Origin of the sequence: Pseudomonas nicosulfuronedens (genome assembly GCF_005877905.1) — a bacterium.
Lineage (GTDB): Bacteria > Pseudomonadota > Gammaproteobacteria > Pseudomonadales > Pseudomonadaceae > Pseudomonas > Pseudomonas nicosulfuronedens.
Genome location: NZ_SWDV01000040.1, coordinates 13,168 through 37,781, shown reverse-complemented (window position 1 = coordinate 37,781; position 24,614 = coordinate 13,168). Strand labels below are relative to the sequence as shown.

23 protein-coding genes and 1 tRNA gene are annotated in these 24,614 nt (G+C 64.1%); 8 read left to right on the top strand and 16 right to left on the bottom strand.

Translation table 11 applies throughout. From position 1 onward, the window contains the following. Window positions 1–98: 98 nt before the first annotated feature. The 11 genes from FAS41_RS25105 to gcl all read right to left on the bottom strand — a co-directional run bounded on the left by FAS41_RS25105 (window position 99) and on the right by gcl (window position 14,565). Window positions 99–1,097 (bottom strand): sulfate ABC transporter substrate-binding protein, encoded by a 999-nt coding sequence (locus tag FAS41_RS25105; RefSeq protein ID WP_138526062.1) that lies wholly within the window; start codon window positions 1,095–1,097, stop codon window positions 99–101. A gap of 228 nt (window positions 1,098–1,325) precedes the next feature. Beyond that, window positions 1,326–2,981, bottom strand: coding sequence for a mucoidy inhibitor MuiA family protein (locus FAS41_RS25100; protein WP_246084935.1), 1,656 nt, complete (start codon window positions 2,979–2,981; stop codon window positions 1,326–1,328). A gap of 145 nt (window positions 2,982–3,126) precedes the next feature. Then, window positions 3,127–3,978 carry an ion transporter gene (locus tag FAS41_RS25095; RefSeq protein ID WP_138526061.1) on the bottom strand — a complete coding sequence of 284 codons (852 nt, stop codon included), beginning with the start codon at window positions 3,976–3,978 and terminating at the stop codon, window positions 3,127–3,129. 77 nt (window positions 3,979–4,055) lie between these two features. Continuing rightward, on the bottom strand, window positions 4,056–5,300 hold the full coding sequence (sstT, locus tag FAS41_RS25090) for a serine/threonine transporter SstT (protein ID WP_138526060.1): 1,245 nt from the start codon (window positions 5,298–5,300) through the stop codon (window positions 4,056–4,058). Window positions 5,301–5,492: 192 nt separating this feature from the next. Continuing rightward, a complete protein-coding gene (gene dapF / locus FAS41_RS25085; RefSeq protein ID WP_138526059.1) occupies window positions 5,493–6,329 on the bottom strand; it encodes a diaminopimelate epimerase in 837 nt (278 codons plus the stop codon). Between the two features lie 33 nt (window positions 6,330–6,362). Continuing rightward, a complete protein-coding gene (locus FAS41_RS25080) occupies window positions 6,363–7,280 on the bottom strand; it encodes an urea transporter (protein ID WP_138526058.1) in 918 nt (305 codons plus the stop codon). Window positions 7,281–7,812: 532 nt separating this feature from the next. Then, window positions 7,813–9,243 carry a pyruvate kinase gene (gene pyk / locus FAS41_RS25075; RefSeq protein WP_138526057.1) on the bottom strand — a complete coding sequence of 477 codons (1,431 nt, stop codon included), beginning with the start codon at window positions 9,241–9,243 and terminating at the stop codon, window positions 7,813–7,815. After that, window positions 9,240–10,511 (bottom strand): glycerate kinase type-2 family protein, encoded by a 1,272-nt coding sequence (locus FAS41_RS25070; protein ID WP_138526056.1) that lies wholly within the window; start codon window positions 10,509–10,511, stop codon window positions 9,240–9,242. The genes pyk and FAS41_RS25070 overlap by 4 nt, the downstream gene beginning before the upstream one ends. 308 nt (window positions 10,512–10,819) lie before the next feature. After that, window positions 10,820–11,710: a 2-hydroxy-3-oxopropionate reductase gene (locus FAS41_RS25065; RefSeq protein ID WP_138526055.1), complete on the bottom strand. Its 891-nt coding sequence runs from the start codon at window positions 11,708–11,710 to the stop codon at window positions 10,820–10,822. Between the two features lie 164 nt (window positions 11,711–11,874). Further along, window positions 11,875–12,657, bottom strand: coding sequence for a hydroxypyruvate isomerase (gene hyi / locus FAS41_RS25060; protein ID WP_138526054.1), 783 nt, complete (start codon window positions 12,655–12,657; stop codon window positions 11,875–11,877). Between the two features lie 132 nt (window positions 12,658–12,789). Further along, a complete protein-coding gene (gcl, locus tag FAS41_RS25055; RefSeq protein WP_138526053.1) occupies window positions 12,790–14,565 on the bottom strand; it encodes a glyoxylate carboligase in 1,776 nt (591 codons plus the stop codon). Between the two features lie 357 nt (window positions 14,566–14,922). Here gcl and FAS41_RS25050 point away from each other — a divergent pair, with 357 nt between their 5' ends. Then, the gene (locus tag FAS41_RS25050) at window positions 14,923–15,354 is read left to right on the top strand and encodes a GlcG/HbpS family heme-binding protein (RefSeq protein WP_138526052.1); all 432 of its coding nucleotides are present in this window, start codon (window positions 14,923–14,925) and stop codon (window positions 15,352–15,354) included. 111 nt (window positions 15,355–15,465) lie between these two features. On the opposite strand, the gene FAS41_RS25045 is transcribed toward FAS41_RS25050, so the two are convergent. Continuing rightward, a complete protein-coding gene (locus FAS41_RS25045; protein WP_138526051.1) occupies window positions 15,466–16,119 on the bottom strand; it encodes a TetR/AcrR family transcriptional regulator in 654 nt (217 codons plus the stop codon). Between the two features lie 199 nt (window positions 16,120–16,318). On the opposite strand from FAS41_RS25045, the gene moaA reads away from it, so the two are divergent. The 5 genes from moaA to FAS41_RS25020 all read left to right on the top strand — a co-directional run bounded on the left by moaA (window position 16,319) and on the right by FAS41_RS25020 (window position 20,132). After that, entirely contained in the window at window positions 16,319–17,314 is a 996-nt protein-coding gene (gene moaA / locus FAS41_RS25040) for a GTP 3',8-cyclase MoaA (RefSeq protein WP_138526050.1), read from the top strand. Between the two features lie 65 nt (window positions 17,315–17,379). Further along, a complete protein-coding gene (locus FAS41_RS25035) occupies window positions 17,380–18,210 on the top strand; it encodes a substrate-binding periplasmic protein (RefSeq protein ID WP_246084934.1) in 831 nt (276 codons plus the stop codon). A gap of 59 nt (window positions 18,211–18,269) precedes the next feature. Beyond that, window positions 18,270–18,605, top strand: coding sequence for a low molecular weight protein tyrosine phosphatase family protein (locus tag FAS41_RS25030; RefSeq protein ID WP_138526049.1), 336 nt, complete (start codon window positions 18,270–18,272; stop codon window positions 18,603–18,605). After that, complete coding sequence (locus FAS41_RS25025; protein WP_138526048.1) at window positions 18,602–19,087, top strand: hypothetical protein; 486 nt, start codon at window positions 18,602–18,604, stop codon at window positions 19,085–19,087. The genes FAS41_RS25030 and FAS41_RS25025 overlap by 4 nt, the downstream gene beginning before the upstream one ends. A gap of 82 nt (window positions 19,088–19,169) precedes the next feature. Then, entirely contained in the window at window positions 19,170–20,132 is a 963-nt protein-coding gene (locus FAS41_RS25020; protein ID WP_138526047.1) for a formate/nitrite transporter family protein, read from the top strand. 34 nt (window positions 20,133–20,166) lie between these two features. Here FAS41_RS25020 and FAS41_RS25015 read toward each other — a convergent pair whose 3' ends face one another. Continuing rightward, window positions 20,167–21,450, bottom strand: coding sequence for an NAD(P)/FAD-dependent oxidoreductase (locus tag FAS41_RS25015; RefSeq protein WP_138526046.1), 1,284 nt, complete (start codon window positions 21,448–21,450; stop codon window positions 20,167–20,169). Between the two features lie 185 nt (window positions 21,451–21,635). Here FAS41_RS25015 and FAS41_RS25010 point away from each other — a divergent pair. Next, window positions 21,636–21,712, top strand: a tRNA-Val gene (locus tag FAS41_RS25010). Between the two features lie 332 nt (window positions 21,713–22,044). Here the strand turns inward: FAS41_RS25010 and FAS41_RS25005 are convergent. After that, the gene (locus FAS41_RS25005; RefSeq protein WP_138526045.1) at window positions 22,045–22,359 is read right to left on the bottom strand and encodes a hypothetical protein; all 315 of its coding nucleotides are present in this window, start codon (window positions 22,357–22,359) and stop codon (window positions 22,045–22,047) included. A gap of 584 nt (window positions 22,360–22,943) precedes the next feature. Here FAS41_RS25005 and FAS41_RS24995 point away from each other — a divergent pair. Beyond that, window positions 22,944–23,465: a DUF4946 domain-containing protein gene (locus tag FAS41_RS24995; protein ID WP_138526043.1), complete on the top strand. Its 522-nt coding sequence runs from the start codon at window positions 22,944–22,946 to the stop codon at window positions 23,463–23,465. A 73-nt stretch (window positions 23,466–23,538) separates the two neighbouring features. Here FAS41_RS24995 and FAS41_RS24990 read toward each other — a convergent pair whose 3' ends face one another. After that, window positions 23,539–23,763 (bottom strand): hypothetical protein, encoded by a 225-nt coding sequence (locus tag FAS41_RS24990; RefSeq protein WP_138526042.1) that lies wholly within the window; start codon window positions 23,761–23,763, stop codon window positions 23,539–23,541. 442 nt (window positions 23,764–24,205) lie between these two features. Further along, window positions 24,206–24,559, bottom strand: coding sequence for a histone-like nucleoid-structuring protein, MvaT/MvaU family (locus FAS41_RS24985; RefSeq protein WP_045217791.1), 354 nt, complete (start codon window positions 24,557–24,559; stop codon window positions 24,206–24,208). Window positions 24,560–24,614: the final 55 nt, after the last annotated feature.

Here is a 24,614-nt window from a genome sequence, read left to right as displayed (position 1 = left end):
GTTCGCGAGCAAGCTCGCTCCTGCGTGCAGACGCTGTGCCATGAAAAAAGCCGGAGCTGCCCAGCAGCCCCGGCTTTTGACTTTCCCGTACCAGTGAATCAGTTCGGGGTGTAGATCTGGTCGAACACGCCACCGTCGGCGAAGTGGGTCTTCTGCACGGTGCGCCAGTCACCGAAGGTCTTCACCACGGAGAAGAAGTCCACCTTCGGGAAGCGGTCGGAGAACTTGGCCAGCACTTCGGGGTTGCGCGGGCGCAGGTAGTTGTTGGCGGCGATGGTCTGGCCTTCGTCGGACCACAGGTACTTCAGGTAGGCCTCGGCCTCGGCGCGGGTGCCTTTCTTGTCGACCACCTTGTCGACCACGGCCACCGGCGGCTCGGCTTCGGCGGAGACGCTCGGGTAGACCACTTCGAAGCCGCCACGGCCGAATTCGCGGGCGATCATCTCGGCTTCGTTCTCGAAGGTCACCAGTACGTCGCCGATCTGGTTCTGCATGAAGGTGGTGGTCGCCGCGCGGCCACCGGTGTCCAGCACCGGGACGTTCTTGAACAGTTGGGCGACGAATTCCTTGGCCTTGGTTTCATCGGCGCCATGCTTCTGCGCGTAGCCCCAGGCGGAAAGGTAGGTGTAGCGGCCGTTGCCGGAGGTCTTGGGGTTCGGCACCACGACCTGGATACCCGGCTTGACCAGGTCGTCCCAGTCCTTCAGGCCCTTGGGGTTGCCCTTGCGCACGATGAATACGGTGGCGGAGGTGAAGGGGGCGCTGTTGTTCGGCAGGCGGGTCGCCCAGTCCTTGGGCACCAGGCCGCCGTTGTCGGCCAGGGCGTCGATGTCGGTGGCCTGGTTCATGGTGATGACGTCGGCCGGCAGGCCGTCGATCACCGCACGGGCCTGTTTGCTGGAACCGCCGTGGGACATCTGGATGGTGATCTTCTCGCCTTTCTCGGCCTGCCAGTGTTTCTGGAAGGCGGCGTTGTAGTCCTTGTAGAAGTCACGCATCACGTCGTAGGAGACGTTGAGCAGGGGCTGGGCGGCCTGGGCGGCGGAGGCCAGGGCGAGGCCGGCGGCCAGCAGCGAGGCGCTGAACAGACGTTTCACGAGCAGTTCCTTTTGGCAGTGTTGTTGGGTGTCGATTATGCCGACAGGTTATATGCCACTTAAATACTTAAAGGCTATTTGCTTATGCGGGGAGCGGGGCTCGCAATCCCCTCGCGATCCTCTCCCGCACCCGGCTTTCGATCCTGTCGCCGGGCTCCATGCGCCCGCGAAATGGCCGATTGCCCGGCAGCCTAGCAGGCTTGCCGGGCAATGACTGCCCCTGCGGCCTCAGTCCAGCCCGCTGACCTCCAGCTCCTTGGGATACTCGACGCTGAACTTGAAGGTCGTGCTGCGTTTCTCGCCCGGTTTCAGCTGCCAGTCCCACAGCAGCTTGCCGTCGTCCTCGCGAGCGAAGGACTGGTCTTCGGGCTCCAGCAGGGCGACCTTGATCTGCTCATTGCGCGAGATCGGCAACTGGTCCTTGAACTGCAGACGCTGCTCGGTCTTGTGGTTGTTCTGGGCGTCGATGCGGAACTCATACGTGATGCGTTTGCGGCCGCCGGTCAGACCGGTGTAGTCGGTGTAGCGGTTGACCAGCTTGCGCTTGATCGACATCGCTTCGTCGCCGCCCAGGGCCAGCTCGAAGGTTTCGCCTGGCATCACCGCGCGCAATTGGCCGCTGGCGACGAAGGTGTTGCCCAGGTAGGTGTTGAGCGTACCCGGCAGCAGCGGATAGTCGCTGGCATTGCGGGTGTCGGCCTGCAGGTAGGCGGCTTCACGCAGCGACGGTGTGGCCAGGTAGCGGAAGGTCGCGGGCAGCTTGAACTGGGCGATGGCGACCTTTTGCGAGCTGCCGTCGCTGTTCAGTGTGGCGTGGGTCGGGATATGAAACGAGGCGCTGGTGGTGGCGCCGCTGACTTCGGCGACGGCTACGGGCATCTCTTCCAGCGAACCGGCCACGGCCATTTCGTCGGCGGCGAAGCGCTGGGCCTTTTTCGCCTCCAGCGCCATCATCGGCGCGGCTGGCGCCGGGGCAGGCCTGGCAGCCATCACCGTGCGCGGGTCGAAGGTGTCGACGAACCACGGCGAGAGCGCCGGCACGTTGCTGCCCAGATTGGGGCGGGCGGTGGACAGGGTGAGGTCCACGTCGGTCCAGTCCTCGCCACTGCTCTGACGGACGATGCCCTGGTAGGTCATCTCGATCTTGTCCTCGCCGTCGCGCAGGCGGGCGTCATAGGCCGGGCGCCAGGAAGCGTCGTACAGCGTGTAGCTGAGCTGCAGCTGGACTTGTGCCGGCTTCTCCAGCGCCACGCGCAGGATCGCGCGCTTGTAGTGGGTGCCGTCCCCGGCCAGGTGGCTGCGCTGGCTCTCCAGCTCCTGCTTGCGCTGTTGCAGTTCCTCGCTCTGCTGGTCGAGCTTGCGTTGCTCGTCGAGGATGTGGCCCAGGTTGCTCTCGCTCATCTGCAGCAGGCTCTTCAGTTCGTCGATGCTCGGCAGTGCCTGGTTCTTGCCCGGCTTGGTGCTGCTGGCCTGGATGTCGGCGAGGAACTGCTTCTGGTTCTCCAGCACGCTGCCACGGTCGCTGATCTCGCGTTCCTGCCGTTCGATGTCGCGCAACTGCGTGTCCAGAAGTTGCAGACGATTGTCCTCGGAAGGCGGCGAAACCTGCGGCGCGCTGCTCACGTCAAGCAGGGTCGCGGCCGCGCTGGCGCTGAGCGAGGCCTGCAGGCTGTTGTCGTCGATGCGCAGAGGCAACTGCTCCAGGGCGATTTCGTGCTGGCCGGCGGGCAGTTGCAGAGTGGCTGTGCGGGTGACGATGGCACGGTCGGTATAGACGGTCACCGCGCTGATGCGGCTGTCGGCTACCTGGGGGGCGGCCAGCAGCGAGGGACTGGCCAGCGCACCGGCCATGGCGAGAATCAGTGGGTGGAGTCGAGAGGGCATGTGCTCACCTCGCGGCCTGGAAGGCGGCCGGCACTGCGGAACGCCACCATGGCGTCCGTCCATGCCGCTTGTGACGAAGAGGGCGGGAGCAACGGGTTGAGCGTGGGTGAAGGCAGGCCGCAACGGGCGACGAACGGTCGCCAGGTCAAGGGTGGACAGATTCATCCGTCCGCGGGAACAGCGGGTTACCGCAGCGCGAGCAGAACGCCGCTTCGGCCTCGTGGCTGGCCTTGGCACAGGCCGGACAGGGCTTGGCCAATTGCCCTGGCGTGCGCTCCTGGCGCATGGCGTTGTGCAGTTCGGCGCTGAAGATGCCGGTGGGTACGGCGATGATCGAGTAGCCGGTGAGCATCACCAGGCTGGCGATGGCCTGACCCAGCGGGGTCTTCGGCGTGATGTCGCCAAAACCCACAGTGGTGAGCGTGACGATGGCCCAGTAGATACCGCGCGGGATGCTGGTGAAGCCGTGTTCGGGGCCTTCGACCACGTACATCAGCGAGCCGAACACCGTCACCAGGCTCATCACCGAGAGAAAGAACACAGTGATCTTCTGCCGGCTGCCGCGCAGCGCGGTGAGCAGGAAGTCCGCCTGACGCAGGTACTGGCGCAGCTTGAGCACGCGGAACACCCGCAGCACGCGGACGATGCGCACTACCAGCAGGTACTGGGCATCGGGGTAGAAGATGGCGATCACCCCCGGCAGCACCGCCAGCAGGTCGACCAGGCCGTAAAAGCTCAGGGCGTAGCGCAGGGGCTTGGGCGAGCAGTAGAGGCGCGCCAGGTATTCGATCAGGAACAGTCCGTTGATCACCCATTCAATGTCGCTGAGCAGGCCGCCGTAGGCATGGTTGATCTCGTCGACGCTGTCGAGGATCACCACCAGCAGACTGGCGAGGATGACAATCAGCAGCGCGCTGTCGAAGCGTTGCCCGGCCGGCGTGTCGGACTCGAAGATGATGATGTAGAGGCGCTGGCGAAAGCTGGGCGAGGCGGCCATGGGCGAATCCGGCGGAAGGATTCAGACACCATAGCCGAGATGCGCCGGGGCGGCCGTGGCCGCCCCGCTAGCGAGGATCAGGCGCGCTCGCTCGCCTGCTGCTCGTCCACGTCGCCCTCGGCCAGGCAGGCCGCGGCAGTGAACAGCACGTCGGTGGAGGAGTTCAGCGCGGTCTCGGCCGAGTCCTGCAGGATGCCGATGATGAAGCCGACGGCCACCACCTGCATCGCCACTTCGCTGGAGATACCGAACAGGCCGCAGGCCAGCGGGATCAGCAGCAGCGAGCCGCCGGCCACGCCGGAGGCGCCGCAGGCGCAGACCGAGGCGACCACGCTGAGCAGAATGGCGGTGGGCAGGTCGACGGCGATGCCCAGGGTGTGTACCGCCGCCAGCGTCAGCACGCTGATGGTGATCGCCGCGCCGGCCATGTTGATGGTGGCACCCAGCGGGATCGACACCGAGTAGGTGTCCTCGTGCAGGCCCAGGCGCTGGCACAGCTGCAGGTTGACCGGGATGTTGGCCGCCGAGCTGCGGGTGAAGAAGGCGGTGATGCCGCTCTCGCGCAGGCACATCAGCACCAGCGGGTACGGATTGCGGCGGATCTTGGCGAAGACGATCAGCGGGTTGATCACCAGCGCCACGAACAGCATGCAGCCCAGTAGCACGGCCAGCAGGTGCAGGTAGCCGATCAGGGCGTCGAAGCCGGACTCGGCGATGGTGCCGGCCACCAGACCGAAGATGCCCAGCGGAGCGAAGGCGATCACCACACGGACGATCAGGGTGACGCCATTGGCCATGTCATCGAGGAAGTCGCGAGTGGTCTGGCGGGCGTGGCGCAGGGCGATGCCCAGACCGATGGCCCAGGCCAGGATGGCGATGAAGTCGGCCTCCAGCAGTGCCTTCACCGGGTTGGTGGTGACGCTGAAGAGCAGCGAGCGCAGCACCTCGCCGATGCCGCCGGGCGGCGCCAGTTCGCTGCTCGGCGCGTGCAGTACCAGGTTGGAAGGGAAGGCGAAACTGGCGATCACCGCGACCACGGCCGCGGAGAATGTGCCGATCAGGTAGAGCATCAGGATCGGCCGGATATGGGTTCGCTGCCCCTGCTTGTGGTTGGCGATGGAGGCCATCACCAGCACCAGCACGAGGACCGGAGCGACCGCCTTCAAGGCGGAAATGAACAGCTTGCCGAGCAGGCCGACCGCCTGCGCGCCTTGCGGCCAGAGCAGGGCGAGGGCGATGCCGCAGAGCATGCCGATGAAGATCCGCAGGACCAGGCTGGTGCCTTTGAGTCGCTGCAGAAGCGTGGGGGAGGGAAGCGTCATGACATCTTTCGCTGCGTGAATGAGGGGACGCACCCGTGGTCGGATGCGGAAGGGGGCGGATTATGCCGCCTGCATCCGGGAAATGCGCGGTTACCCGTCGATTGAGCCAGACGGCGGACGTTATGCCGCAGTGTGGGCGAGGGTGAGCGCACCGGCATTGATCCATGCCGGTCGCAGTGGCAATAGCGGGGCTTAGCCGAGGTCGGCGAAAGCTTCCGGGTCCAGGTCGATGCCGGCGACGCGTTGCACGGCGCCACGCATGGTGACCTTGAAGTCATCCTCGACACGGATGTTCAGCAGACCGCCTGCCAGATGCAGGTCGATGCGTTCGTCGCACAGGCCAAGCCTGCGTGCCACAGAGGCCGCCGCGCAGCTGCTGGTTCCGGAGGACAGCGTATAACCGGCGCCGCGCTCCCAGATTTCCACGCGCAGCGCGTCGCGGGACAGCCACTGGACGAACTGCACGTTGGTACGGCGGGGAAACAATGGATGGTTTTCCAGCAGCGGGCCGAGGCGGCAGGCCAGCTCGCGGCTGGTCTGTTCGACGAACACTACGCAATGCGGGTTGCCCATGGAGACGGGGTTGATCCTCAGCGCCACGCCGTCGATTTCCAATGGGTAGTCCAAAGCTTCAGGCGCATCGATCAGCACCGGAATCCGCGCACAGGCGAACTCGGCATTGCCCATGGACACCTCCACGGTACGGCCGTCGTCGAATACCTGGCTGGTCACGGTGCCGCCGGCGGTGACGATGTCGAAAGGCTGCCCTGCGACCAGGCCGCAGTCCCACAGGTAGCGGGAGAAGATGCGCAGGCCGTTGCCGCTCTTCTCCGCCTCGGAGCCGTCGGGGTTGAGGATGCGCAGGCCGAAGGCGGCATCCGTGTGGTTCGCCACCAGGATGCCGTCAGAGCCGATACCGTGGTGGCGGTCGCAGATGCGTCCGATCTGGGTAGCGGTCAGGGCGAACGGCGCGTCGCCGGCATAGACGAGGTAGTCGTTGCCCAGAGCCTGGTATTTCACGAAGTTCATCGGTGCGATCCGTCGCCGGAAGAAGGCCCTCGACTATACACGCGGGCCGCTGTTTTCCCTTTGCGGATCGCGCAATAGCGCTTCCAGCGTGCGCTGGCCAAGAATCACCAGCCAGCAGGCGAGGATGAAGGGTGCGGTGAACGCGGGCAGGCCGACGAGGGCGAAACCGGGTTGCAGCAGCACCGCCAGGAGGATGCCGCACAGCGGAGCCAGCGGGCTGCGGAAGCGCAGCGACAGGGCGATACCGGCGAGCGCGCCGTTCAGGCCGAGCAGGCCGGCCTGCGCTGAGGCGGCCGGCAGGTCGAACAGCGGCGCCAGGGCCAGTGCGCCGACGGTGCCGGCCAGGGCCCAGAAGGCCGCGCGGCGCTCCACCAGCAGCAGGCCGAGGGCGATGGTCAGGCCGGCCAGTGGTTCGCCGAGGAAGATCACTTCGCCGAAGCCCAGTGCGGAGGAGTCCAGCAGCGGGTTCACTGCGCCACACGACAGACAGGCGGCGCCGGCCGCCGGCACCAGGCCGATGGCCTTGCCCAGCGCGCTGGACACCCAGCCCAGCAGCACGAAGGCCGAGGTATAGGCTGGCAGGCCGAAGCGTCGGCGCGATTGGCGCAGCAGCACCGCCTGCACGGCGACGCCGGTGAGTATCGCGGCGATGGTCAGCATCACCAGTCCCAGCGACCACTGGAACAGGAAGGGCAGCAGCAGACCGATGAGGATCGGGTTGTAGTCGTGCAGGCCGGCGTCGATGTCCGCCTGCGGTTCGCGCACGAAGCGTGCGGTGAGCGGGCCGAGCAGCGCCCCGAGCAGAGCGCCGGGCAGCAATGGCGGCGCGGCCCAGGCGATGGTCAGCAGCAGGATCAGGCCGAAGCGGGCGTCGGCCTGCAGGTAGATCTGGCCGAAGCCGATCAGCCGGGTCGAGAGGAACTGCTTATTCAGGATCGAAGTCAGGGGCATGGTGGTTCTGGGCAGTTGAAAGTGACTCCGCAGCGCCTCGTTGGGTGTGGGGCATCGAGGCCCCATCGACGGGCGCTGCGTGAGAACGGTGTGACGTCGCGATACGGGACGGCGCCACGGGTCTGGAAAAAGAAAAGAGGTTGTCGGCGGGATCACCGCCAACAACCTCAAAGTTCCATGGCCAGCATTGGGAGTTGCTGCGTGGGGGCCATGGACCGACAAGCATTCGGTGCTCATGTTTCTGCTGCTGAAGCACTCAGTAGCAAGGTCAAACCCGGACGGACGGGGACGCGGCCCCGTATTCCCGGCCCCGTCCGTCCGGGAGTGACTCGGTGCGGAGGCACGCGGTATGGCGTGGCTCCTGAACTCGGTGTTTCTCCTGTCAGCCCGCTTTCCCTCTCCCCAGCCCTCTCCCTGAAGGGCGAGGGGGGCCGCTCGGCGTTGCCGGTAACTCCGGCGTTCGCTTGCTGCCGCTCAAGCTCCCTCTCCCGCTTGCGGGAGAGGGTTCGGGAGAGGGACTCTCAGGCTTGAATCAAACTTCCAGTGCCGGCGCCACCGTCTCGATCCGCAGCATGTTGGTGCTGCCCGGCTGGCCGAAGGGCACGCCGGCGGTGATCACCACGGTGTCGCCACGGCGTGCCATGCGCTGGGCCAGGGCGATGTCCAGGGCGGTGGAGCAGATCTCGTCGACATGGGCGAGCTGCGCGTTGACCACCGAATGGACGCCCCAGGCCACGGTCAGGCGGCGGGCGGATTTCAGTTGCGGGGTGAGGCTGAGGATCGGTGCCTTGGGCCGTTCGCGGGAGGCGCGCAGGGTCGAGGCGCCGGACTCGGTGTAGTTCACCAGCACCGCCACTGGCAGGATGCGACTGATCCGGCGGATCGCGCAGCTGATGGCGTCGGAGACGGTGGCGTCCGGTTCCGGACGGTTGATTTCCAGCGTTGCCTGGTAGTCCGGCTCGGCTTCGACCTGGCGGATGATCTTCGCCATCATCTCCACTGCCTCGCGCGGATACTGGCCCGAGGCGCTCTCGGCGCTGAGCATCACGCAGTCGGCGCCTTCGCTGACGGCGTTGGCCACGTCGGTCACCTCGGCGCGGGTTGGCGCCGGGGAGAAACGCATGGATTCGAGCATCTGCGTCGCCACCACCACCGGGCGTCCAAGCTGGCGGCAGACCTGGATGATGCGCTTCTGGATGCCCGGCACACTCTCGGCCGGCATCTCCACGCCGAGGTCGCCACGGGCGACCATGATCGCGTCGGAGAGGCGGGCGATGGCTTCGATGGACTGCACCGCCGAGGGCTTCTCGATCTTGGCCATGAGGAACGCCTTGTCGCCGATCAGTGCGCGGGCTTCCTCGATGTCTTCGGGGCGCTGCACGAAGGACAGGGCGACCCAGTCCACGCCCAGCTCCAGGCCGAATTCCAGGTCACGGCGATCCTTGGCGGTCAGCGGGCTGAGCTTGAGCACGGCTTCGGGAACGTTGACACCCTTGCGATCGGACAGCTCGCCGCTGTTCATCACGCGGGTCTCGATGGCGTCGCTGTGGGCATTGAGCACCTGCAGGCGGATCTTGCCGTCGTCCAGCAGCAGGCTCATGCCCGGCTCCAGCGCCTGGATGATTTCCGGGTGGGGCAGCATGACACGCTGCTGGTCGCCCGGTGCGTCGTTGAGGTCGAGGGTGAAGGTCTGGCCCTTCTCCAACTGCACCGCACCTTCGGAGAAACGACCCACGCGCAGCTTCGGCCCTTGCAGGTCCATGAGGATGCCGATGGGGTAGTTCAGCTCGGCTTCCACTTCCCGCACCCAGGCGAAACGCTGGGCGTGGTCGCTGTATTCGCCGTGGCTGAAGTTCAGGCGGAACAGGTTGGCGCCGGCTTCCACCAGCGCGCGGATGTCGTCGCGGCTTTTGATCGCCGGGCCCAGGGTCGCGAGGATTTTTACTTTCTTGTCAGGAGTCATTTGTCGTTCTCGAGGACCAGGATGGCGCGGAAGTCGTTGACGTTGGTTCGGGTCGGCTTGGTGATGACCAGGTCGCCCAGTTCGGCGAAGAAGCCGTAGCCGTTGTTGTTGTCGAGCTCGTGCAGCGGGTTCAGGCCGGCCTTGAGGGCGCGGTTGTAGCTGCACGGACTCATCAGGGCACCGGCGTTGCTTTCCATGCCGTCGATGCCGTCGGTGTCCCCCGCCAGGGCCCAGATGTTCGGTTCACCTTTCAGGTCGGCGGTGAGGCTGAGGAGAAACTCGGCGTTGCGTCCGCCACGGCCATTGCCGCGCACGGTCACGGTGGTCTCGCCACCGGAGAGGATCAGGCACGGTGCTTTCATCGGCTGGCCATGCTTGCGGATCTGCCGGGCGATGCCGGCGTGGACCTTGGCCACCTCGCGGGACTCGCCTTCCAGGTCGCCCAGGATCAGTGTCGGGATGCCGGCGGCTTCAGCCTTGGCAGCCACCGCGTCGATGGAGTGCTGGGGCGTGGCGATCAGCTTGAAGTGGCTGCGCGACAGGCACTCGTCACCGGGTTTGACGGTCTCCGAGCGCGGGTCTTCCAGCCAGGCGCGGACGTTCGCCGGGATGTCGATGGCGTAGCGCTTGAGGATCGCCAGGGCGTCGGCCGAGGTGGTCGGGTCGCCCACGGTGGGGCCGGAAGCGATCACCGTGGCCTCGTCGCCGGGCACGTCGGAAATCGCATAGGTGTAGACGCTGGCCGGCCAGCAGGCGCGGGCCAGGCGGCCGCCCTTGATGGCGGAGAGGTGCTTGCGCACGCAGTTCATTTCGCTGATGGCGGCGCCGGATTTCAGCAGTGCCTTGTTCACGCTGCGCTTGTCGTCGAGGCTGATGCCTTCGGCCGGCAGGGCGAGCAGGGCAGAGCCGCCACCGGAGAGCAGGAAGATCACCCGGTCGTTCTCGCTGAGGCCGCTGATCAGCTCCAGCACGCGGCGCGCGACGCGTTCACCGGCATCGTCCGGCACCGGGTGCGAGGCTTCCACCACTTCGATGCTGCGGCACTCGGCTCCGTAGCCATAAGGCGCGACCACCAGACCCTGGACCTCACCTTTCCAGTGCTTCTCGGCGACTTCGGCCATGGCGCCGGCAGCCTTGCCGGCGCCGATGACGATGGTGCGGCCGCCCTTATCGGTGGGCAGGTGCTGCGCCAGTACCTGGGCCGGATGCGCGGCGGCAATGGCGGTGTCGAACAGCTCGCGCAGGAAGGCGCGTGGGTCGAGGCTCATGACAGGCTCCCGTGATTCTTCTTGTGGTGTATCCATGGCTCAGTCGCCTTCGCAAAAGGAGACTCAGCGATGGATTCGAACGCCCCGGCCGGCGAGGCCGTGATTCCCACCGGCCGGGTGTTCGAGTCGCTTTGCAGCGTGGCGGGCGACGCCACTCCCATAACGTCGCCCATCACTTTGCCCTTGCTGGCTTATCCGCCGTACAACCTGCTCTTCGTAGGATGGTGTGGAGCGAAGCGATACCCATCGATCCTGGTGCCCCTGAATGATGGGTATCGCAAGCTCCACCCATCCTACGAATGCACTTCTCAGTCCTTGCGGATGGAGAAGTTGGCCATGTGCTCCAGGCCCTTGATCAGGCCGGAGTGGTCCCAGTTGCTGCCGCCGATGGCGGCGCAGGTGCTGAACACCTGCTGGGCGTTGGCGGTGTTGGGCAGGTTCAGGCCCAGTTCGCGAGCGCCGGCCAGGGCCAGGTTGAGGTCCTTCTGGTGCAGGCTGATGCGGAAGCCCGGATCGAAGGTGCCCTTGACCATGCGATCACCGTGCACTTCGAGAATGCGCGAGGAGGCGAAGCCGCCCATCAGCGCTTCACGCACCTTGGCCGGATCGGCGCCGTTCTTCGCAGCGAACAGCAGGGCTTCGGCGACTGCCTGGATGTTCAGGGCGACGATGATCTGGTTGGCCACCTTGGCGGTCTGGCCATCGCCATTGCCGCCGACGCGGGTGATGTTCTTGCCCATGGCCTGGAACAGCGGCAGGGCGCGTTCGAAGGTATTCGGGCAGCCGCCGACCATGATGCTCAGGGAAGCGGCCTTGGCACCGACTTCACCGCCGGAGACCGGGGCGTCCAGGTACTGCGCGCCGGTGGCCTTGATCTTCTCGGCGAAGGTCTTGGTGGCGGTGGGGGAGATCGAGCTCATGTCGATCACCACCTTGTTCGGGCCCACGCCTTCGGCGATGCCGTCCTTGCGGAACAGTACATCTTCCACCTGCGGGGTGTCCGGGACCATCACGATGATGAACTCGGCTTCCTGGGCGACTTCCTTGGGGTTGGCCAGGGCGACGGCGCCGCCGTTGGCCAGCTCGGCGGGAGCGGCATCGTGGTGGGTGGAAACGAAGATCTGGTGACCGGCTTTCTGCAGGTTCAGTGCCATGGGCAGGCCCATGATGCCGGTGCCGATGAATCCGATTTTGGCCATGAGGAATTCTCCTGGTTGTTCTTGTTGGGCATTCGGCTCCCTGCGTACCCAAGGAGTCGATGTGCAGGCCGTAGGATGGGTGGAGCTTGCGATACCCATCACCCAATGGTGCAGGGATCGATGGGTATCGCTGCGCTCCACGCCATCCTACGAAGTGAGTCGGGTCACACCACGTTGTGGCTCTTCAGCCAGCCGAGGCCGGCTTCGGTAGTGGTCTTGGGCTTGTATTCGCAGCCGACCCAGCCGCGGTAGCCGATGCGGTCCAGGTGGTCGAACAGGAAGCGGTAGTTGATCTCGCCGGTGCCCGGCTCGTGGCGGCCGGGGTTGTCGGCCAGCTGCACGTGGTTTATCGAGGCGAGGTTCTTCTCGAGGGTCCGCGCCAGGTCACCTTCCATGATCTGCATGTGGTAGATGTCGTACTGCAGGAACAGGTTGGCGCTGCCGACCTTCTCGCGGATGTCCTGGGCCTGTTTCGTGGTCTGCAGGTAGAAGCCGGGAATGTCGATCGTGTTGATCATTTCCATGACCAGCTTGATGCCTGCGGCTTCGAGCTTGCCGGCCGCGAACTCCAGGTTGTTCAGGAAGGTGTTCTCGATGGTCGCGCAGTCGTAACCCTGCGGACGGATGCCGGCCAGGCAGTTGACCTGGGTGTTGCCCAGGACCTTGGCGTAGGCGATGGCCTTATCGACACCGGCGCGGAATTCCTCGACGCGGTCCGGGTGGCAGGCGATGCCGCGCTCGCCTTTCGACCAGTCGCCGGCGGGCAGGTTGAACAGCACTTGTTCGAGCTGGTTTGCGTCCAGGCGGGCCTTGATCACCTCGGCCTCGACGTCATACGGAAAGAGGTACTCGACACCGCTGAAACCGGCGCGCGCGGCGGCTTCGAAACGGTCGAGGAAGTCCACCTCGGTGAACAGCATGGACAGGTTGGCGCAGAAACGGGGCATGGGGTCACTCCTGTTGAACGGGTGGTGCGTGGTGCTCGGCTTCTTCAAGAAAGAGAGCAGGGGGTGGGGGACTCCCCGCCAGGAAATGTCCACCCCCAGCTCCTCCCCGCAGGGAGGAGTCGTTCGGTCCTGTCAGTCCAGCAGCGAGATGGCGGTGGGAGCGTCGACGCCCTTGAGCGCCAGCTCTTCGAACTCGTTGATCGCGTTGATCTCGGTACCCATGGAGATGTTGGTGACACGCTCCAGGATGACTTCGACCACCACCGGTACACGGTGCTGCTGCATCAGCTCGCGAGCCTGGGCGAAGGCCGCGCCGATCTGGTTCGGGTCGGTCACGCGGATCGCCTTGCAACCCAGGCCTTCCACCACGGCGACGTGGTCGACGCCATAACCATTGAGCTCCGGCGCGTTGACGTTCTCGAACGCCAGCTGCACGCAGTAGTCGATGTCGAAACCGCGCTGCGCCTGGCGGATCAGGCCCAGGTAGGAGTTGTTCACCAGCACGTGGATGTACGGCAGGTTGAACTGCGCGCCGGCGGCCAGCTCTTCGATCATGAACTGGAAGTCGTAGTCACCGGAGAGCGCGACAACCTGACGGCTCGGGTCGGCCTTGACCACGCCCAGGGCTGCCGGAATGGTCCAGCCCAGCGGGCCGGCCTGGCCGCAGTTGATCCAGTGGCGCGGTTTGTAGACGTGCAGGAACTGCGCGCCGGCGATCTGCGACAGGCCGATGGTGCTGACGTAGCAGGTGTCCTTGCCGAAGAATTCGTTCATCTCTTCGTAAACGCGCTGCGGCTTGACCGGCACGTTGTCGAAGTGGGTCTTGCGCTGCAGGGTGCGCTTGCGCTCGCGGCAGGATTCGACCCAGGCGCTGCGGTCTTTCAGCTTGCCGGCGGCTTTCCATTCGCGGGCCACTTCCAGGAACACGTCCAGGGCGGAGCCAGCGTCGGAAACGATGCCCAGGTCCGGGGTGAACACGCGGCCGATCTGAGTCGGTTCGATGTCCACGTGAACGAACTTGCGGCCCGCGGTGTAGACGTCGACCGAGCCGGTGTGGCGGTTGGCCCAGCGGTTGCCGATGCCGAACACCATGTCCGATTCCAGGACGGTGGCGTTGCCGTAGCGGTGCGAGGTCTGCAGGCCGCACATGCCGGCCATCAGCGGGTGATCGTCAGGGATGGTGCCCCAGCCCATCAGGGTCGGGACCACCGGCACGCCGGTCAGCTCGGCGAATTCCACCAGCTTGTCGGAAGCGTCGGCGTTGATGATGCCGCCGCCAGCGCAGATCAGCGGACGTTCGGCGTCGTTGAGCAGGGCCAGGGCTTTCTCGGCCTGGGCGCGGCTGGCCTTGGGCTTGTTCACCGGCAGCGGCTCGTAGGCGTCGATATCGAATTCGATCTCGGCCATCTGCACGTCGAATGGCAGGTCGATCAGCACCGGGCCGGGACGGCCGCTGCGCATTTCGAAGAAGGCTTTCTGGAAGGCGTAGGGCACCTGGCCCGGCTCCAGCACGGTGGTCGCCCACTTGGTGACCGGCTTGACGATGCTGGTGATATCCACGGCCTGGAAGTCTTCCTTGTGCATGCGCGCACGGGGAGCCTGGCCGGTGATGCAGAGGATCGGGATGGAGTCGGCGGAGGCCGAGTACAGGCCGGTGACCATGTCGGTGCCGGCCGGGCCGGAGGTGCCGATGCACACGCCGATGTTGCCGGCGTTGGTGCGGGTGTAGCCCTCGGCCATGTGCGAGGCGCCTTCCACGTGGCGGGCCAGGACGTGATCGATGCCACCGAGTTTCTTCATGGCCGCATACATGGGGTTGATGGCGGCGCCCGGTACGCCGAAGGCGGTATCCACGCCTTCGCGACGCATGACGAGTACGGCAGCCTCGATTGCTCTCATTCTGGCCATATTTTGTTCCTCGGTTCTTATACTGATTGTGTACAAAAGTTGAGGCGATTCTAGGCAGGCAATTCGACGAAGGTCAAGACGGGTTGTATACGAGGGACTGAGCGGTCATTTTTTCCTGTAAGCCTTCTATTGCGAGGCTTTCGGCGAAAACCTGAACGCAAGGTCAAACTATCGTTTGAAAAAATGTATACAAAAATAGATGTGAATTGTCCTTTTCAGTTGCTTTGGGTGAGACCTGCGGCTACTAGATTGCGTACAAATTTCTGATACGCGTGTGCGCAGCTTTGATTTCTGCGCGCGACGTTGCCCCGGCTTATCCACCTTGATCGGTCTTATCAACTTGAAGAGGAAAACCCCATGAGCACCCTGAGCCTGGAAACTGCACTGGACATCACCCGCCACGCCCTGGTCGCCAGTCGCGAGCTGTCCACCGCCCCGCTGACCATTGCCGTGCTGGATGCCGGCGGACACCTGTTGAGCCTGCAGCGCGAGGATGGCGCGAGCATGCTTCGTCCGCAGATCGCTATCGGCAAGGCGTGGGGCGCGGTGGCGCTGGGCAAGTCGTCGCGCGTACTGGCGGCGGACGCTCAGCAGCGCCCGTCGTTCATTGCCGCGGTGAACACCCTGGCGCAGGGCAACGTGGTGCCCGCACCGGGCGGCGTGCTGATCCGCAATTCGGCCAATGAAGTGATAGGCGCCATCGGCATCAGCGGCGACGCCTCGGACATCGACGAGCAATGCGCGATCCGTGGCGTGCAGGCGCTGGGCCTGGTCGCTGACGCGGGCTGAGTCAGGAAGGGAAGGGCGCGCAGATCACCGCGCGTCACTCCTACGCGTTTCCGCGGCACCAGTAGGATGGGTGGAGCGAAGCGATACCCATGCGGCAGCGGTCGAAAACCGTTAGATCGACAACGGCCGCAAACGCCCCTGCGGCTTGGGCTCGCCGCCATTGTCCGGCGCGGTACCACGCAGCACCAGGCGGGTAATGGTATCGGTGGCGGCTTCGAAGTCCGCGTCGCTCAGGCTGGTCTTGCCGGTGACCATGGAGATCTGCCAGTCGAAGTCGGCGTAGGTCTGGGTCGCCGCCCAGATGGTGAACAGCAGGTGATGCGGGTCCACCGGCGCCAGCAGGCCGCGATCGATCCAGCTCTGCAGGCAGGCGATGTTGCGCTGCGCCTGGGCGTTCAGTTCGTCCAGGTATTCCTTGGGCAGGTGCGGCGCACCGTGCATCAGCTCGCTGGCGAACACCTTGGACGCGTGCGGCAGCTCCTGGGAAATCTTCACCTTGGAACGGATATAGGCGCGCAGCGCCTCGCTCGGCTCATCGTCTTCGCGGAACGGCGCGGACGCCTGCAGCAGCGGCTCCACCACACTTTCCAGCACGCAGCGGTAGAGATTTTCCTTGGACTGGAAGTAGTAGTAGACGTTGGGCTTGGGCAGCCCGGCGCGAGCGGCGATGTCGCTGGTCTTGGTCGCCGCGAAACCCTTCTCGGCGAATTCCTCGCTGGCTGCTCGGAGGATGAGGCGCCGGTTACGCTCGCGAATGCTGGTCATTGGCTGGTCTTCTTTCTTGTATTGCGTGGTCACCCAACTAAGCCGGGCATGGTAGCACCGGGCTCCGGAAGCCCTCAACTCAAGGCTTGTACGCATTTTCCTGACTCGCGAGTCGGTTTTGTGTGTACAGCGACGGCGTTCTGAGGTATTTCTAGCGCACTTTCGTTCGGCACCTGCCATCCGGAACTTCCCACTGCCCATGTCCGATTCCCAGTTGGTCGACCCCTTCGGTCGACGCATCACCTACCTGCGCCTGTCGGTCACCGACCGCTGCGATTTCCGCTGCACGTACTGCATGAGCGAAGACATGCAGTTCCTGCCGCGCGACCAGGTGTTGAGCCTGGAAGAACTCGAAGCTGTCGCCGACGCCTTCATCGGCCTGGGTGTGAAGCGCATTCGTATCACTGGCGGCGAGCCGCTGGTACGCAAGGGGCTGACCGGCCTGCTGGCAAGACTGGGCGCACGTCCTGAGCTGGACGATCTCTCCATCACCACCAACGGCTCGCAATTGCGCGAGCGTGCGGCCGAGCTGCGCTCCGCCGGCGTGCGCCGCCTGAATATCAGCCTTGATTCGCTGCGCCGCGAACGCTTTGCCGCCTTCACCCGTTCCGACAAGCTGGAGCAGGTGCTCGACGGCATCGACGCTGCCCGCGAGGCCGGCTTCGAGCGCATCAAGCTCAATGCCGTGGTGCAGAAGGGGCGCAACGACGACGAAGTCTGCGACCTGGTGGCCTTCGCCCTGGAGAAGGGCATCGATATCAGCTTCATCGAGGAAATGCCGCTGGGCAGCGTCAGCAGCCACGAGCGCAAGCAGACCCTGTGCAGCAGTGACGAAGTCCGCGCGCAGCTTGCCGAGCGTTGGCAATTGCTGCCGACGCCGGAGCGCAGTGGCGGTCCGTCGCGCTACTACCGCATCGACGGCTACGCCAGTCGTATTGGCTTCATCTCCCCGCACAGCCACAACTTCTGCGGCGACTGCAACCGGGTGCGGGTGACCGCCGAAGGCAAGCTGGTGCTCTGTCTTGGTCACGAAGGTGCGCTAGACCTGCGCCAACTGCTGCGCGAGCACCCCGGCGACAGCCTGCGCCTGCGCGAAGCACTGATGCAGGCGTTGCAGCTCAAGCCCGAACGCCATCATTTCGAAGCCGATCAGCAGGTGCAGGTGCTGCGCTTCATGAGCATGACCGGCGGCTGAGTCCGCCACGGCGGACGCCCGACCCGCCGGACAGAACAAAAACAACAGGCAACAAGGAGAGTCGTTTGAAGCTCAAGGCATTCTGCTGCGCGCTCGCCAGCATCCTTTCCAGCGGTGTATCAAGTGCCGCCATGGCGCAGACCTACCTCGTCGGCGTCGAGAACCTCGCTTTCGCTCCGCACTACAGCACCGATGCGCAGGGCAATTACCAGGGCTTCGCCCGCGAGGTGCTGGACCTGTTCGCCAGCACCAGCGGTATTACCCTGGAATATCGCCCGCTGCCGGTGGATGCGCTGCTGCCGGCCTTGCTGTCCGGGCAGGTCGATCTCAAGTACCCGGACAACCCCAACTGGGCGCTCGAGCAGAAAGCCGGGAAAACCCTGCGCTACAGCCAGCCGGTGACCGAGTACGTCGACGGCGTGCTGGTGGCGCCGGAGCGGCTGGGGCAGGGCGTCGCTGCCTTGAAGCGGCTGGCGCTGGTGGATGGCTGGACGCCGCGCGGTTACGAACAGCAGGTGCAGTCCGGGCAGATTGCCCTCGCGCCCAGCGCCGACCTCAAGCAGATGATTCATGCCGCGCTGAAGAAGCAGGCCGACGGCGTCTACTTCAACGTAGTGGTCGCCACCTATTATCTGGACAACGTCCGCGCGAAACCGGGAGCACTGGTGTTCGATCCTTCGCTGCCCCATACGCGCAGCGCCTTCCACCTGTCCACGGTGAAGCAGGGTGAGCTGATTGAGCGCTTCGACCGCTTCCTGGTCGACCACGCCACGGAGGTGGCCGCGATCAAGGCCAAGTACGGCGTCGAGGCGAGTCTCGATTCCGAGCACCTGGGCGTCGAGCAGTGGAAAGTGGATTTCCTTGAGCGCCAGAAAGCGAAACAGAAGTCGCCGTGAGCCGCCTTCTTCCCTAGAATCGCCGCTGCCGTTTGCGCGCCAGCCGTAGGGAGGATGAAGTGCGCCGCGCTTTGTTCATCTGCAGCCGCAATCGTCTGCGTAGCCCGACTGCCGAAACCGTCTTCGCCAGCTGGCCGGAGGTCGAGACCGACTCCGCCGGGCTGGCGCCGGACGCGGAAGTCCCTCTGAGCGCCGAACAACTGAATTGGGCCGATCTGGTCTTCGTCATGGAGCGTCGGCATCGGCAGGCGTTACTGCGCCGCTTCCCAGTGGCGATGCGCGGCAAGCGCCTAGTGTGTCTGGATATCCCGGACGACTACGCCTATCTGCAGCCCGAACTGGTGCTCCTGCTGGAGCGCAAGGTTGGGCCTCTCCTGCGGCAGGAGGGTGCGTGAGCGAGATCCGTATTCCCCTGCGCGAAGGCACGCTGATCTGCCCCGGTTTCCGCATCCAGGCACAGCCCGAACCTTCGCTGGCCATTGATGGCGACTTGCTCTGGGCTCTGGAGCAGTCGCAGTGGTGCCCGCTGCTGGTTTCGCTCCAGGAGCGTGACGGCGGACAGTGGGTCACGCCGTTGCCGCTGGCGCAGCAGGCCGGTTTCGACCCGCATCGGGTGATTGGCTGGCGGGACGAGCCAGTGAGGATCGAGCAGCCCGACGGCGTCGAGGATGCCGAGGCGGCTATCCACTGGTGGCGCGGCGGCAGCGTCGAAGATGTGCGCGGGCGCGTCAGTCATCACTCCTGGGGACGCCTGCTGCGCCTGGAAGGGCCGGGGATCGGCCCCGAGCACATTCTCTTTCCGCGCGGCCACGGCTGCGTCTATGTCGGCCACCTCGACACTGACTGGCGCCAGTTGCGTTTCGAACCGATCAGCTGATCAATCGCGTTCCGCAAGTTTCCGGAACCGAAGCGGCTGGAGCGCAGCCTAATTCTGCACTGCCCCCAGCGAGGTGCTTTGCATGGCCACGGAAAACCCCCCGGCACGCGGCGGCGCCCAGTCGCGCGAGCGTGCCAAGCCGAGCGCGTCGACCGCCAAGCGCAAGCCCGCATCGCGAAGCTCAAAAACAGGCAGCGACACGGCGGACGATCTTTCCGCAGAGGAACGCCGGAAGGTCGAAAAGAGCCAGCCGCCCCGCGCATTGGTGCTGCACGAAGTTATCCGCCTGCAGGGCAATCACGAACTGGAGCGCACGCTGGCCGCGCTGTGGTGGTCGGCGCTCGCCGCGGGTTTGACCATTGGCCTGTCGCTGATGGCCATGGGGTTGTTCCGCGCACGGCTGCCGGACCACGACATGGCGGTTATCACCACGAGCCTTGGTTACCCGGTGGGTTTCCTGGCGATCATTCTCGCGCGCCAGCAGCTGTTCACCGAGAACACCCTGACAGCAGTGTTACCGGTGATGAGCGAGCCGACGCTGGAAAAGTTCGGCCAGTTGCTACGGCTCTGGTCGGTAGTGCTGGCGGGCAATATCGTCGGTGCGCTGTTGTTTGCCTACGGCATGCTGCACCTGCCGATCTTCGACACCAAGGCCGACCAGGCCTTCCTCGATATTGGCCGCGAAGTGATGGAGAACGACCATTGGCAGATGTTTTCCAAGGGCATTGTCTCCGGCTGGATGATCGCCACCATGGTCTGGCTGGTGCCGGCGGCCGAGAGCGCCAAGGTATGGATCATCTTCCTGGTCACCTACCTGATGGCGCTGGGCAGCTTCAGCCACATCGTGGTCGGCACGTGCGAGGTCGGCTACCTGATGTTTGCGGGGGAAGTGGGGCTGGCGGCGTTCGTCATCGACTTCGCCCTGCCGACGCTGGCCGGCAACATCGTGGGGGGCAGTCTGATCTTCGCCTTGATGAGCCACGCCCAGGTGCGCAGCGACACCACGCCGCCGGAGAAATCCCCGAAAAGAAAAACGGCGCCCTGAGGCGCCGTTTTTTCGTGCGGTGTGAAGCGAGACGTCAGATGCCCAGCTTGTCGCGCATGGTGTAGTACCAGGCACCGATTGCGGAGAACGGAACCTGGAACATGCGGCCGCCCGGGAAGGGGTAGTGCGGCAGGGTGGCGAAGGCATCGAAACGCTCGGCCTGGCCACGCAGGACTTCGGCCAGCAGTTTGCCTGCCAGGTGGGTGTAGGTCACACCGTGGCCCGAGCAGCCCTGGGAGTAATAGATGTTGTCGCCGATACGGCCAACCTGCGGCAGACGCGAGAGGGTCAGCAGGAAGTTGCCGGTCCAGGCGAAGTCGATCTTCACGTCCTTCAGCTGCGGGAAGACCTTGAGCATCTTCGGACGAATGATCGCTTCGATGTTCGACGGATCGCGCGCGCCGTAGACCACGCCGCCGCCGAAGATCAGGCGGTTGTCGCCGGTCAGGCGGTAGTAGTCGAGCAGGTAGTTGCAGTCCTCGACGCAGTAGTCGGTCGGCAGCAGGGATTTGGCCAGGTCGGCGCTCAGCGGCTCGGTGGTGATCACCTGGGTGCCGCACGGCATGGACTTGGAGGCCAGCTCCGGCACCAGGCCGCCGAGGTAGGCGTTACCGGCGACCACGATGAACTTGGCTTTTACGCGGCCCTTCGGAGTGTGCACGACCGGGTTGGCGCCACGGTCGATCTTCACGGCAGGGGACTGCTCGTGGATCACGCCGCCCAGGGATTCCACGGCTGCGGCTTCGCCCAGGGCGAGGTTCAGCGGGTGGATGTGGCCGCCGCTCATGTCGAGCATGCCGCCGACATAGCTGTCGGTGCCGACGACTTCACGGATGCGCTTGGCGTCCATCAGTTCCAGCTGGGTGTGGCCGAAGCGTTCCCACAGCTTTTTCTGCGACTCCAGGTGGCCCATCTGCTTGGTGCTGAGGGCTGCGAACACGCCGCCGTCCTTCAGGTCACACTGGATGTTGTACTTGGCGATGCGCTCGCGAATGATGCGGCCGCCTTCGAACGCCATGTCGCCCAGCAGTTTTGCCTGCTTGGCGCCCACGCTGCGTTCGATGACATCGATGTCACGGCTATAGCTGTTGACGATCTGGCCGCCGTTACGGCCCGAGGCACCGAAGCCGACCTTGGCGGCTTCCAGCACGGTGACCTTGAAACCGTTTTCCAGCAGGAACAGGGCGGTCGACAGGCCGGTGTAGCCTGCGCCGATCACGCAGACATCGGTTTCCACCTCGCCTTGCAGTTCAGGACGGGCCGGAACCGGGTTGGCCGAAGCTGCGTAATAGGAAGAGGGGTAGGAAGTGTGCGGCATAATGCACCTGTGTTTGTTATTTTTTACGAGATGTGCGGATGCTACCTGAGTCGAATCTGGCCGGCTAGTGCCCGTGCAAAATAATTTACGGACGGTCGAACATAAAAAAATTCACTTTTTCAGTGGCTTAGCGAAAAAAGTGCTTGACCAAGGAAAACGATCGCGTAGAATGCGCCCCACACGACAGGCACATAGCTCAGTTGGTTAGAGCACCACCTTGACATGGTGGGGGTCGTTGGTTCGAGTCCAATTGTGCCTACCAAACAAACCCGCTTCTGGCGGTACTTAGAGGGCGATCCGAGAGGATCGCCCTTTTTGTTTTGGGCGTTTTCCGGGTGTCGGGAAGGCGCTGCCTGGTCTGCTGTTTCGAGGCTCTGTACCTGCCGGGGGCTTGATCGCCCTTTCCCGGCGCTGTTCAAGGTATCAGGTCGCCGGCTGGGGACGGTGGTGTGCTCAGTGTGCTCGGCCGGTCGCTCCTCCTTTATATGGAGTCATGGGCTCGGTGCGTTTGTGTGGGGCTTGCGGTCTTCCCGGGCTGGCGATGCTGTGATGGATAGCCGGATCTTGTGCGCGAGGAGGGGCCTGGACGGGGCGCTAATTCATCGCGCTTCTGCGTTCGCTGTAGGCTTCGTACTGCCGGCATTTCTGCTCGGCGTTGGCAGATGCCTGGTCCGGAGTCTGATCTCCGTGATAGCCGAAGCGCACGAAGTACCTGACGATCATCTGGGTATCCGCGTCGAGCTTGGCGCTTCCCTCGTGAACGGCTGCCATGGCTTGCTGTTCGGTTTTTCCTTCGTTTCGGTATAGGGCCCCCGCGCGTGCGAAGAGGCCTATGCCAGTGCAGAAGTCGGAGGCTTGGGTGTCGACCGCAAGGGTCATGAGCAGGAGCAATGCTGTGAGCTTTTTCATGTGACCTCACTGAGCCTGCGATTTCACTTCGACTGTAAGTATGGAGCCTGCTTCGGTCTTCTGCTTGTCCTGTGGATGAGTGCGACGAAGCCTTTATGTTTCTTTCAAGTGTGTCTACCCGGGTTGTTTGCGATAGCGGTAAGCAAAAACGCCCGATGCGATGCATCGGGCGTTTTTCCTATCGGCGGTTTTCGAAGCCCGGCCCGCCGCCGTGGCCGCCACCTCCGTGATTGCCTCCGCCACCTGGTCCGCCGAATGGCGGGAAGAATGGCCAGCAGCCGGAGAGTAATACCAGGGCGGTGAGCAGAGCGGCTTTGGTCAGCTTGGATAACATCGAGGCACCATGGGGCATGAAAAAATCGGCGCAAAGCAGACCTGCCGGCGGCGCTGGTGTCTCGAAGAATTTGGTATCGGCAAGGTAAGTATTGTGTCGGCGCTGATGCATCATTGGCTGCGAGGGTGTCCGCGCTGGGTGGGCGGCTCGATTGCGCGAGCCTCTCGCTTGACCTTGGAAAGGTGGTGGAGCCGCGAAAGTCCGGGGTTGCCTGCTATGGTGTTCCCTTGAGGCGTGCTCGGAGGTGGTGATGCGCGGTCTGCGATCCTGTTTGTTGCTCGGCGTGTTGTGTGTGCCCATATCGGCGTTGGCGGATATGCAAGTGATCTGGCCGCAGGGCTGGGAGGTTTCGCGTTCGCCAGCGGATGCGACGGCTGATGCGCCTGTGGTTCGTCAGCGTGGTGTGCGAATGGCGGAGGATGGCTCCCAGGATCTGGTCATGGAAGTCACCCGTAGTCGCCTTGGCTCTGCTGCCAAGGTCAGTGTCGAGAATGTCATTGTCGAGATGCGCAAGGCGCTGCAGAAGGACTTCATGCGCCAGGGGTTCCAGGCTGCGTGCAGCAAGCCGCTGGATGCGAAACTGGGTGGGTTGGCGGGGCTGGAGGTGCATTGTGGCATCAGCCAGAACGGTACTGAGGTGCTCAAGCAGACCGTGCAGGTCGCGTTGGGTGATGGCGCGGCGTATTCGCTGACCTATGCAGCACCATCGGAGCGTTACGCGGCCCTGATGGCGGAGATCGAGTCGGTGAAGGAGGGCATCAGTCTGAATTGATCGTTGCCTCTATCTATATAGAAGGCAGAAAAGCAAAAGCCCCGCTCATGCGGGGCTTTTTTCGTTTTCAGGCTCAGGCAGCGATGGTGGCTTGCACTCGCTGGATCACCGCGCTCAGCGGTGCCTCGCCCAAGTACTGTTGAGGGTAGAGGCGTTCAGTGTGCTTGGCGATGCCATGCTCATTCACCAGGGTGAAGCTGAAGCCGTGCTTGCGCTTGGCCTGGATAACGCAGTTCAGAGGGGCGAAGGCCGCCGAGAGGGTGCGAATCGCCTCCTGGATTTGCAGGGAGGTTTTCATTGTCTTGTCTTTCCAAATAGGTAACGGTCCTATGACCGTCGAAATCGTCAAAAGCTCCGGGTGCGATCTGAGAATGCAGAAAACGTATGACCGGAATATGGCAGCGATTGGAAACTTGAGGGTCTGTTCGCGTCAGGCTGCGATGTTGGGTGAAAGCAGAGAGTCTGACGTGGGGCGCTGATCGCTCGGGCAAGTGTTCCTGGCGCGGTTGCCGTGCTCTGGAATCGATGCGGAGGATGCGCTGGCCGTGGCCCTGTAGAGCCCAGCTTCTGCCCTGGATCAGGTAGGGAGTGCTGGGAGGGGCGACCTTGGGTTTGGTGTTCGCTTCGGTAACTATAAGGATTTCTGCTAACGATGGCTAGTTTTTATACAGCCGTCGGTCAGATCCTTGCAGGAGGGGCGGAAATTCCGCGGAGCGGGAGCGCTCCGCGGAAGATCGGTCTTACTGCAGCCAGGACTCCACGGTGTCGCCACCGTATTGCTGCTTCCAGGCTTTCAGGGTCTTGTGGTTACCGCCCTTGGTCTCGATGGTCTCGCCGTTGTGCGGGTTCTTGTAGACCTTCAGTTGGCGGGTGCGGCGCGGCTGTTGCGCAGCAACGGGCTCGGTAGAAGTCTGCGGGTCGAGAATGTCGATGACATTGCGCAGGTTCATGCCGTACTGGTCCATCAAGGCTTGCAGTTGATCCTTGAACTCCAGTTCTTTTTTCAGGCCGCCATCGCTCTTGAGTTTCTCGAGCAGGGCGAGTTGTTCCTGGAGTTTGCGCTCGGCTTCGCGGAATTCCGCAAGTTTGGACATCTGGGTGCTCCCGTATGCAGGGTTGATTAGTACGGCGCGATTCTGTGTTCTTGTG